This is a genomic window from Streptomyces sp. KLMMK (genome assembly GCF_036961605.1).
Lineage (GTDB): Bacteria > Actinomycetota > Actinomycetes > Streptomycetales > Streptomycetaceae > Streptomyces > Streptomyces telluris.
The window spans coordinates 1-13,143 of record NZ_JBAMDC010000180.1 but is presented as its reverse complement, the minus strand read 5'-3'; the positions used below and the strand labels follow the sequence as shown (position 1 = coordinate 13,143).

Here is a 13,143-nt window from a genome sequence, read left to right as displayed (position 1 = left end):
CCCACGCGCGGCCGGGCTTGCACGAGCCCCTCCTGGCGCAGGGTGGTCAGCACCTTGGTGGCCGTGGCGAGGGCGACGCCGAAGTCCTCGGCGATCTGCCGCGTGGACGGGACGCGGTCGCCGGGGGCGAGCTCGCCGTCCGCGATGCGCCGCCGCAGCTCGGCGGCGATGCGGAGGTAGGGGGGAACCGATGTGCCGGCCAAGGACGGCCTCCTTCTTCTTCCTGTACTAGTACAGAGCCTAGCAGGGGGCGGGGCGGTGAAAGGCTTCTGTACTAGTGCAGGACCGGGAGTACCCCTTGTCAATGCTGCGCTTACGGCGTACATTCAGTTGCGTACAGCGTAAGTAGCGTATGCGAAAAGGTGCTCACCATGAAGACCGTCCTCATCTCCGGTGCCAGCGTCGCCGGGCTCACCCTCGCCTACTGGCTCCGCCGCAACGGCCTCGCCGCGACCGTCGTCGAGCGGGCCCCCGCCGTCCGCCCGGGCGGGCAGGCCATCGACGTCCGCGGCGTCGCCCTCGACGTCCTCGACCGGACCGGGATCCTGGACGAGGCGCGCGGCGTCCGCACCCGGCTGCGCGGCATGGCGATGCTCGACGGCGACGGCAAGGAGGTGTGGCGCTCCGAGGAGATGACCCTGAGCGGCGGCCGTCTCGACAGCGAGGACATCGAGCTGCTGCGCGAGGACCTCACCGGGCTGCTGCACCGGCAGGCGCTCGGCGAAGGCGTGGAATTCCTCTACGGCGACTCCATCGCCGCTCTCGACGAGGGGCCGGACGGGGTGCGGGTCGCCTTCGAGCAGGGTCCGGAGCGGACCTTCGACCTCGTCGTGGGCGCGGACGGCCTGCACTCGCGCGTGCGGCAGCTCGCGTTCGGCCCGGAGGAGCGGTTCATCCGGCGCCTCGGCGCCTACGTCACGGTCTTCAGCGCCCCCAACTTCCTCGGCCTCGACGACTGGGAGATATGGCTCAACGACGGGTCCGCGACGGGCGGCGCGACCTACTGCGTCTACCCGGTGCGGGACAACAGCGAGATGAGGGCCACGCTCGGCTTCACGTCGGACCCCGTCGCGTACGACTACCGCGACACCGAGCAGCAGAAGGAGCTCATGGCCGAGCGGCTGGCGCACGTGGGCTGGGAGACGCCGCGGCTCCTGCAGGCCATGCGCGAAGCCCCGGACTTCTACTTCGACGAGATGGCCCAGATCCACATGGACCGGTGGACCGCGGGCCGGGTGGCCCTGGCGGGCGACGCCGGCTACTGCGCGTCGCCGCTCTCCGGCCAGGGCACCAGCCTGGCGCTCGTGGGCGCCTACGTCCTGGCCTGCGAACTCGGCCGGCAGGGGGACGGCGGTCACGCCGCCGCCTTCGCCCGCTACGAGTCGCGCATGCGGCCGTTCGTCGCCCTCAACCAGGCGCTCGCACAGGAGAATGCCGGGGGGAACGCGTCGGAGGAGTCGATGGAGAAGGCGAAGCACGGCATCGCCCTCGACGGCTGAACCACTGAGCGGGAGGCCCCGCCGGCCCTCGCCGGACCCCGCCGCCGGGCCCGGCGGCAGGCGCGGCATGATGGCCCCATGGGAACCGGAACCCGGCCTGTGCTCGTCTACGACGGCGACTGCGGCTTCTGCGCGACCTCGGTGCGCTGCGCCGAGAAGTACGTACGGCCGCGCTGCGACGTCGTCGCATGGCAGTTCGCCGACCTGGACGCGCTGGGTGTCACGCAGCATAGGGCCGAGCACGAGCTGCTGTGGATCGCTCCCGGCGGCACGGTGTACGGCGGGGCCCAGGCCGTCGCCAAGCTGCTGCTCAGTGCCCGCGGCGGATGGGCCGTCCCCGGCGCGGTGCTCACGCTGCCGCCCGTGCGCTGGGTCGCGCACGGCCTGTACCGGATGGTCGCGGACAACCGGCACCGCATGCCCGGCGGCACGGCGGCCTGCGCCCTGCCCGCCGGACGCCGCCCCGGCTCGGGGGCGGATGCGGAGGTGGATGCGGAGGCGGGGCGTCCGAACGGGGGCCGCTGATCTGCGGGTTCACGTCCCCCGCGGCTCTTGCGGCGCCGGATCCCTCCGGTAGCGTGGGGCGATGACGCGCCCTCGCATGATCGCCACGGACCTTGACGGCACCCTTCTCCGCGATGACAAGACCCTCTCCCCGCGCACCCTCCGCGCGCTGAGCACGGCGACCGCGTCCGGCGCCGAAGTCGTCTTCGTCACCGCCCGCCCGCCGCGCTTCGTCGACCGGCTCTCCGCCGCGACGGGCCTCGCCGGCACGGCCGTGTGCAGCAACGGCGCGCTCGTGTACGACATCGCGGCACGTACCGTCACCGCGTCCCGTGCCCTGCCCGCCGACGTCGCCCGCAAGGTCGCCGCCGCGCTGTCGGCCGCCGTGCCGGACGTGGGGTTCGCCGTCGAGACCGGCCGGAGCGTGCTGTACGAGCCGGCCTACGGGCTGCGCCTGCCCGAGGACGCCGGGGCGGAGTCGCCCGTGGCGTCCCTCGCGGACCTGTGGACGGCGGACGTCCCCATCGCCAAGCTGCTGGCCTGGTCGGCGCGGCTCGACGCGGACCTGCTGCTCGCCGCCGCGGAGCAAGCCGCGGGCACCGAGGCTCAGTTCACGCACTCGGGCGGCCGCGGCCTGCTGGAGATCAGCGCGCCGGGCGTCACCAAGGCCGGCACGCTGGCGCAGCTGTGCGCGGGGCGGGGCGTCCCCGCCGCGGAGGTCGTCGCCTTCGGGGACATGCCCAACGACCTCACCATCCTGACCTGGGCGGGCGCCGGCTACGCCATGGGCAACGCCCACCCGGCGGTGCTCGCCTCGGTGCCGCGGCGTACGGGGACCAACGAGGAGGACGGCGTCGCCGCCGTCCTGGAGCGGCTCTTCGGGCCGGCCTAGCGCGCCCGGCCCCGCGCGGGCGCGGTTCCGCCGTGCCGGGCGAACGCGTCCAGGGCGCCGAGCACGTGACGGCGCGTCGCCGCGGTGCCCAGGTGCCCCGCTCCGTCGACGACGATCAGCCGGGATCCGGGCCAGGCACGGGCGAGTTCCCACGCGGTGCCGAGCGGGCCGGCCAGGTCCAGGCGGCCGTGGACGAGAACGCCCGGGATCCCGGCCAGGCGCCCCGCGTCGCGCAGCAGCGCGCCCTCCTCCAGCCAGGCGCCGTGGGAGAAGTAGTGCGCGCAGATGCGCACCAGGGCCAGCCGGGCGGCGGCCGCCCGGCCGGCGTAGGGCGCCGCGGCCCCCTCCGTCTCGCCCGAGAGGACCGCGTCCTCCCAGGCGCACCAGTCGGCCGTGGCCTTCTCCCGCACCGCGGCGTCCGGATGCTCCGTCAGGCGCGCGTAGGCCGCCACGACGTCGCCGTCGCGCGGTGTGCCGGCGGCCCCGGCGAGGAAGCGCTCCCACTGCTCGGGGAAGAGCCGGCCCGCGCCCCGGTAGAGCCAGTCGATCTCCGAGCGGCGGGTCGTGGTGACGCCGGAGACGACGATCTCCGAGACCCGCTCCGGGTACGTCTCCGCGTAGGCCAGGAGCAGCGTCGACCCCCACGAGCCGCCGTACAGCAGCCAGCGGTCGATGCCGAGGTGCGTGCGCAGCCGCTCCATGTCGGCGATCAGGTGCGCGGTGGTGTTGTGCCGCATGTCCGTCGCGGGGTCGCTCGCGTGCGGGGTGCTGCGGCCGCAGCCGCGCTGGTCGAACAGGACGACCCGGTAGCGGTCCGGGTCGAAGTACCGGCGCACACCGGTGGCGCAGCCCGAGCCGGGCCCGCCGTGGACCACGAGCGCGGGCTTGCCCTCCGGGTTGCCGCAGGCCTCCCAGTACACGAGGTTGCCGTCGCCGACGTCGAGCAGGCCGCTCTCGTACGGCTCCACCGGCGGGTACAGCCCTTCCGCGTCCGCTCCCATGTGCGTCGTTCCTCCCGCCCTCCGCCCATACAACAGCGCTGTTACATTACGCCACGTGACGTCTTTCCCCGCTACCCCGGACATCCCGGACGCCCTGAGCACGCCCGGCCCCGAGCTGCTCGGCACCCGGCTGCGCCACCTCCTGGAGCTGCTCGACGGCGATGTCGGCGCCGTGTACGCGGACCTCGGCCTGGAGGGGTTCCGCCCGCGCTTCACCCCTGTCGTCCGCGCGCTGGCCGCCTCGGGGCCGGGCACCATCCGCGACCTCGCGCGAGCCGTCGGCGTGACCCACTCGGCCGCGAGCCAGACGGTGGCCCGGATGGCCGAGGAGGGGCTCGTCGTCCTTGCGCCGGGGCAGGACGCACGGCAGCGCGTCGTGCGCCTGACGGTCCGGGCCGAGTCGCTGCTGCCGGTGCTGGACGCCGAATGGGCGGCCACGGCCGCTGCGGCCGCGGAATTCGAGGCGGAGCTGTCGTACCCGCTCAGCAGGCTCGTCACCGAGGCGCTCGACGCCCTGCGCCGGCGCCCGATGCGGCAGCGGATCGCCGAGGCGCTGCCGCCGGGGGCCATGGGCGGGGCGGAGGCCCCGGACGCGTAGGTCCCGGAAATGCCGGAGGCTGCGGATGCGCAGGTGCCCGGCGTACGCGTAAGGGCGGCGTCACCCGAGGGCAGGCACAGGGCCACGCCTGGGGGCCGGCCCATCCGGCCCGCACGCCCCACGGATGCTCCTGCTCCACATGGGGGAGTGCGGACGGCCTGTGTGCGCCACTCGGCCAGGTTTGCGCCGTCCCTATGCGGCAACGCGACCTGTGAGTCCCTCCTCCCGGCAGGAGCCTCCCGTGGTCGTCTTCGCACTCGTCCTCCCCCCTCTGCTGCTGTGCGGAATCCTCGCCCTGGGCCGCTACGAGGAACGCATACTGACCGGCCCCGCCGCGCCGCGCCGCACGCCGGGCAGGCACCGCGGCTCCCGCAGGCGCCGGCGCATCGTCTGAAGCGGTCACGGGCCGCCGGGTCGGCAAGCGCCGACGCCCCTCACCCATCACTGTGGAAGCAGAAGACGGCAGCCACGGCGCGTCCGGCGGAAGGAGGACGGCGTGACGGACGAACCGATGACGCTCTTCCACGAGAGCCCCGAGGACCCCTTCTCGGTCGGCAACTCGGCGTCGGTCGTGCTGGACCACCGGGGGACCGTGGTGGGCTGGGGGGACCGTGCCGAGGCGCTGCTGGGCCACCCGGCGGGCCACGTGATCGGGCGGCCCGGGCTGGAGGCGCTGGTGGACCCGGGCGACCTCGACGCGGTCGTGGCGGCGGCCACCGCCTGCCTGCGGGACTCCGGCTGGTTCGGCATCATCCCTGTCCTCCACCGCGACGGCCACCGCCTCCTCGTGGGCGTCCGCGCCCGCTGCATCGTCCGCGAAGGGGCCGGCCCCGAGTGGTTCCTGGTGGGCGCCCCCGCCGGGGACGTGATCCAGTGGGAGACGGACCGCTCCGTGCTGGACGGCCTGTTCCGGACCGCCCCCGTGGGGCTGGCCGTCCACGCCCCGGACCTGAGCATCCTGCGCATCAACCGGGCCGTCGCCCGGATCGGCGGCATCACCGCCGAGCAGGCGCGGGGCCACCGCACGGGCGACTTCCTGGTCGCGGCGGACACGGAGACGGTGGAGCGCCGCCTGAACGAGGTGCTGGAGACCGGGCGGCCGATGATCTTCACGGAGCAGCCGTGCCGGCTGCTCGCCGACCCCTCCCAGGTCCGCTACGTCTCCGTCTCCGCGTTCCGCATGGAGGATTCGGCCGGGGACATCCTCGGCGTCACCCAGTTGGTCGAAGACGTCACCGAACGGCACCGGGCCAGGCTCCGGCTGGCCCTGCTCAACGACGCGAGCGCCCGCATCGGCACCACGCTGGACGTGGCCGCCACCGCCCGCGAGCTGGCCGACGTCCTCGTCCCCGAGCTCGCCGACGCCGTCACCGTCGACCTCCTCGAACCCGTCAGCCGCGGCGAGGAGCCCTCGCAGGACGGCTTCGGGCCCGTCCGCCGGACGGCCGTCAGGTCCGACACCCCGGGCGCCGAGGAGGCCCTCAACCCGCTCGGCGGCCTCATCCGCTTCGCCCCGGAGACCCCCCAGGGCAGGTGTCTGGCCGAAAAGAGCCCGGTCCTCGTGCCGGAGCTGCGCACCCCCGAGGACCTCGCCGTCGTGGCGCAGGAACGCGCCCCCCACGCCCGGGCCCTGGGCGCCCACTCCGTCATGATGCTGCCGCTCGCCGCCCGCGGCCTCGTCCTCGGCCTCGTCAGCCTGTGGCGCTCCCGCAGCCCCGACCCGTTCGAGGAGGACGACCTCACCCTCGTGGGCGAGTTCGCCGCCCGCGCCGCCGTCTGCATCGACAACGCCCGCCGCTACACCCGCCAGCACCAGGCGGCCCTGGCCCTGCAGCGCCGCCTGCTGCCCGGCGACCTGCCCGAGCTGCCGGCCGCCGAGGTCGCCCACCAGTACATCCCGGCGGGCGCCGTGGAAGGCGTCGGCGGGGACTGGTTCGACGTCATCCCCCTGTCCGGCGCGCGCGTCGCCCTCGTCGTCGGCGACGTGATCGGCCACGGCATCGACGCCGCGGCCACCATGGGGCGCCTGCGCACCGCCGTCCACACCCTCGCCGAACTCGACCTCGATCCCGACGAGGTCCTCTCCCACCTCGACGACCTCGTGTACCGCCTCGCCGCCGAACAGGAGAGCAACAACCGGGACTTCCCCCTGGACCAGGTGACCGGCGCGAGCTGCCTCTACGCCGTCTACGACCCCGTCTCCCGCGTCTGCTCCCTGGCGCGCGCCGGCCACCCGCCGCCCGTCCTCGTCGCCCCCGGCGGGCAGGCGAGCATCCTCGACCTCCCCGGCGGGCCGCCGCTCGGCCTCGGCGGGCTGCCCTTCGAGACGATCGAGATCGAACTGCCCGCAGGCAGCCTCCTGGCCCTCTTCACCAACGGCCTCATCCACAGCCACGACCTCGACATCGACGCGGCGCTCGACCGTCTCTCGCAGGAACTCGCGCGCCCCGACCGGTCGGTGGAGGAGACGGCCAAGGCCGTCGTGGACGCCCTCCTGCCCGCCGAGCCCGGGGACGACGTCGCCCTCCTCCTCGCCCGCACCCGCGTGCTCCCGGAGCACTGCGTGGCCACCTGGACGCTGCCGTCGGACGCCCGCGCCGCCGGGCAGGCCCGCACGCTGATGGCCGAGCAGCTCGGCGCCTGGGAGCTGGACGAGCTGGCGTTCGCCACCGAGCTCATCGTCAGCGAGCTCGTCACCAACGCCTACCGCTACGCCGGCGGGCCGGTCACCCTGCGGCTCATCCGCGGGCCCCGCCTCATCTGCGAGGTCTCCGACACCAGCAACACCGCCCCCCATATGCGCCGGGCCCGGACGACCGACGAGGGCGGCCGGGGCCTCTTCCTCGTCGCCCAGCTCAGCGAGCGCTGGGGCACGCGGTACGGCCGCGAGGGCAAGACGGTCTGGACGGAGCAGCTGCTGCCGTGAGCGCCGCCTCCCCCGGGCAGGCCGGCGGCGGGCAGGCTTTCCGGCAGGTATAGATGAGACCTATAGGGGTCATGGATTTCATCTCTTGGACGTTATAGGTGCAGGTCATGCACAGTGGATGACGTCGGCCCCACCGGCATCCACCAAGGGAGTGACCCATGCACCACCTTGCCCAGGGAGTCCAGCGCTTCCGGCAGAACGTCTTCCCCGCCCGCGCGGAGCTCTTCGAGCGGCTCGCCACCACGCACCGGCCCGGTGCGCTGTTCATCGGCTGCTCCGACGCCCGCGTCGTTCCCGAACTGATCACCCAGCGCGAGCCGGGCGAGCTGTTCGTCATCCGCACCGCGGGCAACCTCGTGCCCGCCCACGCGCCCGGCGCCGACGCCGTGGCGGCCGGCGTCGAGTACGCCGTGGACGTCCTCGGCGTGGCCGACGTCATCGTCTGCGGGCACTCCGCCTGCGGCGCCATGACCGCACTCGCCGAGGGCCGGGACCTGTCGGCCCTGCCCGCCCTGGCCGACTGGCTGCGGCACGCCGACGCCGCCCGCGCCAGGTGCCGCACCACCGCCGCGGAGGACAGGGTCGCCGCGATGGTGCACGCCAACGTCCTGGCCCAGCTGGCGAACCTGGCGACGTATCCCTCCGTCGCCCGCGCCCTGAGCCGCGGCGCGGTGCGCCTGCACGGCTGGGTCTTCGACATCGGCACCGGCGCCGTCGAGGAACTCGACGCGGCGAACGGCCGTTTCACGGCCCTTCCGGCCGCCTGACGGTTCCGCCCCCGGTTCGGCCGGCGGCCGGATCATCAGGCCGCCTCACCAGCCCCCTTGCCTCACCAGCCCCCCACATCACCAGTTATCTCACCAGTGAAGGAAGTCCCATGACCGTCCACGCCCAGTTCGACCCCCAGGCCCGTCAGCAGCTCGCGATCGCCGCGGTCGAGGCCAAGACCCGCAAGGACCTCACCTGGCAGGAGCTGGCCGACGCCGCCGGCCTGTCCGTCGCCTTCGTCACGGCCGCCGTCCTCGGCCAGCACGCCCTCCCGGCCGGTTCGGCCAAGGCCGTCGCCGGGCTGCTCGGCCTGGACGACGACGCGGCGATGCTGCTGCAGACCGTACCGACCCGCGGCTCCATCCCCGGCGGGATCCCGACCGACCCGACCATCTACCGCTTCTACGAGATGCTCCAGGTCTACGGCACCACCCTCAAGGCCCTGGTCCACGAGCAGTTCGGCGACGGCATCATCAGCGCGATCAACTTCAAGCTGGACGTGAAGAAGGTCGCCGACCCCGAGGGCGGCGAGCGCGCCGTGATCACCCTCGACGGCAAGTACCTCCCGACGAAGCCCTTCTGACGCACCGCCTTCCGTACCGCCTCCGGCGGGATGCCCCGCGCCCGGCCGCCCGCCGGGCGCGGGGCCACCCGTCCCCACCCCTCCCAGGAGCACCCGCACCATGGACTTCGTCCGGCGCACCATCGACATCGCCCGCAAGAACGTCGAGGAGGGCGGCCGCCCGTTCGCGACCGTCATCGTCAAGGACGGCGAGATCCTCGCCGAGAGCCCCAACCTCGTCGCCCAGACCTCCGACCCGACCGCGCACGCCGAGATCCTCGCCATCCGCGAGGCCTGCACCAGGCTCGGCACCGAGCACCTGACCGGGACCACGATCTACGTGCTCGCCCACCCCTGCCCCATGTGCCTGGGCTCGCTCTACTACTGCAGCCCCGACGAGGTCGTCTTCCTCACGCAGCGCGACGACTACGAGCCCCACTATGTCGACGACCGCAAGTACTTCGAGCTGAACACCTTCTACGCGGAGTTCGCCAAGGACTGGAGCGAGCGGCGGCTGCCGATGCGCCACGAGCCCCGCGACGAGGCCACCGCCGTCTACCGGTTCTGGCAGGAGCGCAACGGCGGCGAGCGCCGCGTGGCCGGAGCCCCCACCGCCTGACGGGGGCGGCCGCGGCGGCGCCTCAGCGCGCCGCCTTCTCCTCCGCGGCGCCCACCGGCCCGGCGGGCTTCTCCGCGGTCCCCGTCCCCTCGCCCGTCTCCCGCTCCCGCGCCGCCGCGGGCTCGCGGCGGCGGCCGTTCAGCACCACGGTCGCCAGCACGCCGGCCAGCAGGCCCCAGAACGTCGAGCCGATGCCGGCCAGGGTCATGCCCGACGCCGTGGCCAGGAACGTGACGACGGCCGCCTCGCGCATGCGCGCGTCCGCGAGCGCGGCCGTGAGGGAGCCGCCGATCGTGCCGAGGAGGCCGAGCCCGGCGATGCCCATGACGAGGGAGGCGGGCATGGCGGTCAGCAGCCAGCCCACGACGCCGCCGAAGAGACCGACCGTGATGTAGAACAGGCCCGCCCACACGGAGGCCAGGTAGCGCCTGCGGGGGTCGCGATGGGCCTCCTCGCCGGTGCAGATCGCCGCGGTGATCGCGGCCAGGTTCAGCCCGAAGCAGCCGAACGGGGCCAGCACCGCATTGACGATCCCGGTCCAGGTGAGCAGCGGCGAGACCGGCGTACGGTAGCCCGCGCCGCGCAGCACGGCCACGCCCGGCAGATTCTGCGACGCCATGGTCACCACGAACAGCGGCAGGCCGACGCCGATCAGCACCTGCCAGGAGAACTCGGGGCGCACGAAGACCGGTTCGGCGAGCGCCACGTGCAGGCCCTGCAGGCGCCACGAGCCGCGGAACGCGCTCACCACGACCCCGGTGGCCAGTGCGCCGATGACCGCGTACCGGGGCAGCCACCGCTTGCAGGCCAGGTAGACCGCGAACATCGGGAACACCACGGCGAAGTCCTGCTGCATTTTCGTGAACAGGCCCGTGCCGAACTGCACGAGCACGCCCGCCAGGAGCGCCGACGCCAAGGGCACCGGGATCCTGTCCATGACGCGCTCGAACCAGCCGGTCGCACCGCTGACGACGACCAGGACCGCCGAGAGGAGGAACGCGCCGGTGGCCTCGGCCATCGACACCCCGTGCAGGCCGGTCGCCAGCAGGGCCGCACCGGGCGTGGACCAGGCCGTGACCACCGGCGCCCGGTGGCGCAGCGACAGCCCCGCGCAGGTGACCCCCATGCCGATGCCGAGGGCGAACATCCAGGACGTGAGCTGCGCCGGGGTGGCCCCGGCCGCTTCCGCCGCGGTGACGACGATGGCCACGGAGCTGGTGATGCCGATGAGCACGGCGAGGAAGCCCGCCGTGACCGCGTCGGCGGGTGCTGCGGAGCGTATGCGCTGCGCGAGCCGGGTCATTCGAGGCGAGGGCACGCGTGCGAGTCCACTACACAAGTTGATCTTCGTCAACCGCCGTGCGGACGCGCGGCGGTGGGGCGGCCGCGATCCGGCTAGCGGGCCGCGGGCAGGACCACCTCGAAGCGGCAGCCGCCGGGCACGTTGCGCACGGCCGCGCGGCCCGCGTGCGCCTCCACGATGCCGCGGACGATGGCCAGGCCCAGCCCCGCGCCGCCCGGCGGCGTACGGGCCTCGGTGCCGCGCCAGCCCGTGTCGAAGACCCGCGGGAGGTCCTCCTCCGCGATGCCGCCGCAGCCGTCCGTCACGGACAGCACCACCGTGTCCGCCTCCCGGTGCGCGGCGACCGCGACGGTGCCGTCGGCGGGAGTGCGGCGGATGGCGTTGACGAGGAGGTTGCCCAGGACGCGGGTCATCTCCTTGCCGTCGACCTCGACGGGCACCGCCTCGACGCCGTCGCCGGTCAGCCGGACGCCGTGCTCGCGGGCCAGGGGCCCCACCCCGGCGAGGGCGTCGTCCACCAGGTCGTCCACCGACATCCGGCTCGGGTGCAGCGGCAGCGCGCCCGCGTGGATGCGGGAGAGCTCGAAGAGGTCGCCGACCATGGCGTCGAGGCGCTCCACCTCCGTGCGCATCCGGCGCAGGTAGCGCGGCGGGTCCTCCGCCACGCCGTCCTCCAGGGCCTCGGACATCGCGCGCAGCCCGGCCAGCGGGGTCCGCAGGTCGTGCGAGATCCAGGCCACCAGCTCGCGCCGCGAGGTCTCCAGTGCCTGCTCCCGCTCCCGCGAGCGCGCGAGCTTCTCGCTCGTCGCGGCCAGCTCGCGCCCCAGCGCGGCGAGCTCGGCCGTGCCGCCGCCGCCCGGGGCCGCGAAGCTGCCCTCGTCGCCGAAGGAGCGCGCGGCGCGCGTCAGGGCGTTGCTGTGCGCCACCACCCAGCGGCCCAGCAGCAGGGCGGTGGCGAGGGAGACCACGGCGGCCGTCGCGCAGACCGTCGTGACGACGGTCAGGTCGTGCGAGGAGAGGAACATCGCCCGGGCCACGGCGAGCGTCCCGGCCAGCATCGCGACGACGGAGACGACGGCGACCACCGTGAGGGAGACCGCCACCGAGCGGTGGCGCAGGGCCCGCAGGGCGAGCGCGCCCAGCAGCCCGGCCGCCGCGGCTCCGAGGAACGAGTAGAGGGCGATCAGGAGGACGTCACGCACGGCCGGCCCCTTCGCTGCGGGCGTCCGGCCCGTCCGGCCCGTCCGGCCCGTCCGGAGGCCGCACGCCGTCCGCCTCGAAGCGGTAGCCGACGCCCCACACCGTACGGATCAGCTGCGGCCGGGCCGGGTCGTCCTCGATCTTGCCGCGCAGCCGGCGTACGTGCACGGTCACCGTCGACAGGTCGCCGAACTCCCAGCCCCACACCTCGTGCATCAGCTCCTCCCGGGAGCACGCCCGGCCCGGGTGGTGCAGCAGGAAGGACAGCAGGTCGAACTCGCGCAGGGTGAGGGCGAGCTCGGCGCCGTCCCTGGTGGCGCGCCGGGCGGCCGGGTCGAGCACGAGACCCCCTGCCCGCAGCAGGGGCGCCGGGCGCGGGCCCGCGGAGCGCGCGTGCGCGCGGCGCAGGACGGACGCGACGCGCAGCACCAGCTCCCGGGGGCTGAACGGCTTGGTGACGTAGTCGTCCGCGCCCACCTCCAGGCCGAGGATGCGGTCCTCCTCGTCGCCGCGCGCGGTGAGCATGATCACCGGGACCGGGCCGTCCGCGCGGAGCCGGCGGCACACCTCCAGGCCGTCCATGCCCGGGAGCATCAGGTCGAGGACGACGAGGTCGGGCCGGACCGCAGCGGCCAGCTCCAGCGCGCGGGGGCCGTCGGCGGCCCGGTCGACGGTGAAGCCGGCGCGGTCGAGGTAGCCGGCGACGACTTCGGCGACGGTCGGGTCGTCGTCCACGACGAGGACGCGGGAAGGCTGCGGTGTCTGCTGCATGCCGCAAGCCTCGCACCGCCCGGCGCACGGCGCCCCGCCGGCCCGTGTCACCGGAGGCCGCGCCCCCGCTCATCGCGCTTATCACACTTCGAGCACGGTGTCTGGTGCCTTCGGCCCGGTTGTCCGATGGTGAAGGCAACTACGGCTGGTCCACCGGCATTTGACGCTGCCCGGCGAGCGCCGCAGGCAGGAAGGGGGGTCATGAACTGTCCCGAATGTGGCGCGTCGACCATCAACGGTCCTGACGGGAAGTCCTCGTGCTCACAGTGTTCATGGCAGTCTGGGTGACATGGAAGAGCAGGCATGGCGCTCACACGCCGCACCCGGCGAGCCCTATTACACCACCAACACCTGTAGCGGCTGCGGATCCGTCGTCCTGGGGGTACACGGCAGGTGGACGTGTGCCTCGTGCGGGACCTGCAGCCCGTACCAGGAACCTCCCGAGGGCTGGGCCTCGGAGATCGTTCCGGAAGGGAAGGGCGGCAACGGCCGGGCCTGCG

General features: G+C 74.2%; 14 protein-coding genes. 9 read left to right on the top strand and 5 right to left on the bottom strand.

Going from position 1 to position 13,143, the window contains the following annotated elements:
* Nucleotides 1-203: GntR family transcriptional regulator (locus tag V7793_RS22915; RefSeq protein WP_336009396.1), on the bottom strand; the 203-nt coding region annotated here is incomplete at its 3' end.
* 168 nt (nucleotides 204-371) lie between these two features.
* On the opposite strand from V7793_RS22915, the gene V7793_RS22910 reads away from it, so the two are divergent.
* The 3 genes from V7793_RS22910 to V7793_RS22900 all read left to right on the top strand — a co-directional run bounded on the left by V7793_RS22910 (nucleotide 372) and on the right by V7793_RS22900 (nucleotide 2,895).
* A complete protein-coding gene (locus tag V7793_RS22910; protein ID WP_336009394.1) occupies nucleotides 372-1,499 on the top strand; it encodes an FAD-dependent monooxygenase in 1,128 nt (375 codons plus the stop codon).
* 78 nt (nucleotides 1,500-1,577) lie between these two features.
* Entirely contained in the window at nucleotides 1,578-2,024 is a 447-nt protein-coding gene (locus tag V7793_RS22905; protein WP_336009392.1) for a thiol-disulfide oxidoreductase DCC family protein, read from the top strand.
* Between the two features lie 76 nt (nucleotides 2,025-2,100).
* Nucleotides 2,101-2,895: an HAD family hydrolase gene (locus V7793_RS22900; protein ID WP_336009400.1), complete on the top strand. Its 795-nt coding sequence runs from the start codon at nucleotides 2,101-2,103 to the stop codon at nucleotides 2,893-2,895.
* Here the strand turns inward: V7793_RS22900 and pip are convergent.
* Nucleotides 2,892-3,896, bottom strand: a complete 1,005-nt coding sequence (pip, locus tag V7793_RS22895; RefSeq protein ID WP_336009390.1) for a prolyl aminopeptidase — start codon at nucleotides 3,894-3,896, stop codon at nucleotides 2,892-2,894. The two genes, V7793_RS22900 and pip, sit on opposite strands and share 4 nt — an antisense overlap.
* A gap of 55 nt (nucleotides 3,897-3,951) precedes the next feature.
* Between pip and V7793_RS22890 the strand changes: the two genes are divergently transcribed.
* The 6 genes from V7793_RS22890 to V7793_RS22865 all read left to right on the top strand — a co-directional run bounded on the left by V7793_RS22890 (nucleotide 3,952) and on the right by V7793_RS22865 (nucleotide 9,369).
* Nucleotides 3,952-4,494 carry a MarR family winged helix-turn-helix transcriptional regulator gene (locus V7793_RS22890; RefSeq protein WP_336009389.1) on the top strand — a complete coding sequence of 181 codons (543 nt, stop codon included), beginning with the start codon at nucleotides 3,952-3,954 and terminating at the stop codon, nucleotides 4,492-4,494.
* 241 nt (nucleotides 4,495-4,735) lie between these two features.
* Nucleotides 4,736-4,888 (top strand): hypothetical protein, encoded by a 153-nt coding sequence (locus V7793_RS22885; protein WP_336009388.1) that lies wholly within the window; start codon nucleotides 4,736-4,738, stop codon nucleotides 4,886-4,888.
* Nucleotides 4,889-5,005: 117 nt separating this feature from the next.
* Entirely contained in the window at nucleotides 5,006-7,420 is a 2,415-nt protein-coding gene (locus V7793_RS22880) for a SpoIIE family protein phosphatase (RefSeq protein ID WP_336009398.1), read from the top strand.
* A gap of 158 nt (nucleotides 7,421-7,578) precedes the next feature.
* Complete coding sequence (locus tag V7793_RS22875; protein WP_336009387.1) at nucleotides 7,579-8,187, top strand: carbonic anhydrase; 609 nt, start codon at nucleotides 7,579-7,581, stop codon at nucleotides 8,185-8,187.
* Nucleotides 8,188-8,297: 110 nt separating this feature from the next.
* On the top strand, nucleotides 8,298-8,771 hold the full coding sequence (gene cynS, locus V7793_RS22870; protein ID WP_336009385.1) for a cyanase: 474 nt from the start codon (nucleotides 8,298-8,300) through the stop codon (nucleotides 8,769-8,771).
* Nucleotides 8,772-8,871: 100 nt separating this feature from the next.
* Nucleotides 8,872-9,369, top strand: a complete 498-nt coding sequence (locus V7793_RS22865; protein ID WP_336009384.1) for a nucleoside deaminase — start codon at nucleotides 8,872-8,874, stop codon at nucleotides 9,367-9,369.
* A gap of 22 nt (nucleotides 9,370-9,391) precedes the next feature.
* Here V7793_RS22865 and V7793_RS22860 read toward each other — a convergent pair whose 3' ends face one another.
* The 3 genes from V7793_RS22860 to V7793_RS22850 all read right to left on the bottom strand — a co-directional run bounded on the left by V7793_RS22860 (nucleotide 9,392) and on the right by V7793_RS22850 (nucleotide 12,643).
* Nucleotides 9,392-10,672 carry a benzoate/H(+) symporter BenE family transporter gene (locus V7793_RS22860; protein WP_336009383.1) on the bottom strand — a complete coding sequence of 427 codons (1,281 nt, stop codon included), beginning with the start codon at nucleotides 10,670-10,672 and terminating at the stop codon, nucleotides 9,392-9,394.
* A gap of 92 nt (nucleotides 10,673-10,764) precedes the next feature.
* Nucleotides 10,765-11,874, bottom strand: coding sequence for a sensor histidine kinase (locus tag V7793_RS22855; protein ID WP_336009381.1), 1,110 nt, complete (start codon nucleotides 11,872-11,874; stop codon nucleotides 10,765-10,767).
* Nucleotides 11,867-12,643 carry a response regulator transcription factor gene (locus V7793_RS22850; RefSeq protein WP_336009379.1) on the bottom strand — a complete coding sequence of 259 codons (777 nt, stop codon included), beginning with the start codon at nucleotides 12,641-12,643 and terminating at the stop codon, nucleotides 11,867-11,869. The genes V7793_RS22855 and V7793_RS22850 overlap by 8 nt, the downstream gene beginning before the upstream one ends.
* Nucleotides 12,644-13,143 lie beyond the last annotated feature (500 nt).

Bases quoted from the DNA above. Each gene is read 5' to 3' on its own strand.
- V7793_RS22910 (WP_336009394.1), top strand. From the start codon at position 372: ATGAAGACCGTCCTCATCTCCGGTGCCAGCGTCGCCGGGCTCACCCTC.
- V7793_RS22905 (WP_336009392.1), top strand. From the start codon at position 1,578: ATGGGAACCGGAACCCGGCCTGTGCTCGTCTACGACGGCGACTGCGGC.
- V7793_RS22900 (WP_336009400.1), top strand. From the start codon at position 2,101: ATGATCGCCACGGACCTTGACGGCACCCTTCTCCGCGATGACAAGACC.
- pip (WP_336009390.1), bottom strand. From the start codon at position 3,896: ATGGGAGCGGACGCGGAAGGGCTGTACCCGCCGGTGGAGCCGTACGAG.
- V7793_RS22880 (WP_336009398.1), top strand. From the start codon at position 5,006: ATGACGCTCTTCCACGAGAGCCCCGAGGACCCCTTCTCGGTCGGCAAC.
- V7793_RS22875 (WP_336009387.1), top strand. From the start codon at position 7,579: ATGCACCACCTTGCCCAGGGAGTCCAGCGCTTCCGGCAGAACGTCTTC.
- cynS (WP_336009385.1), top strand. From the start codon at position 8,298: ATGACCGTCCACGCCCAGTTCGACCCCCAGGCCCGTCAGCAGCTCGCG.
- V7793_RS22865 (WP_336009384.1), top strand. From the start codon at position 8,872: ATGGACTTCGTCCGGCGCACCATCGACATCGCCCGCAAGAACGTCGAG.
- V7793_RS22860 (WP_336009383.1), bottom strand. From the start codon at position 10,672: ATGACCCGGCTCGCGCAGCGCATACGCTCCGCAGCACCCGCCGACGCG.
- V7793_RS22850 (WP_336009379.1), bottom strand. From the start codon at position 12,643: ATGCAGCAGACACCGCAGCCTTCCCGCGTCCTCGTCGTGGACGACGAC.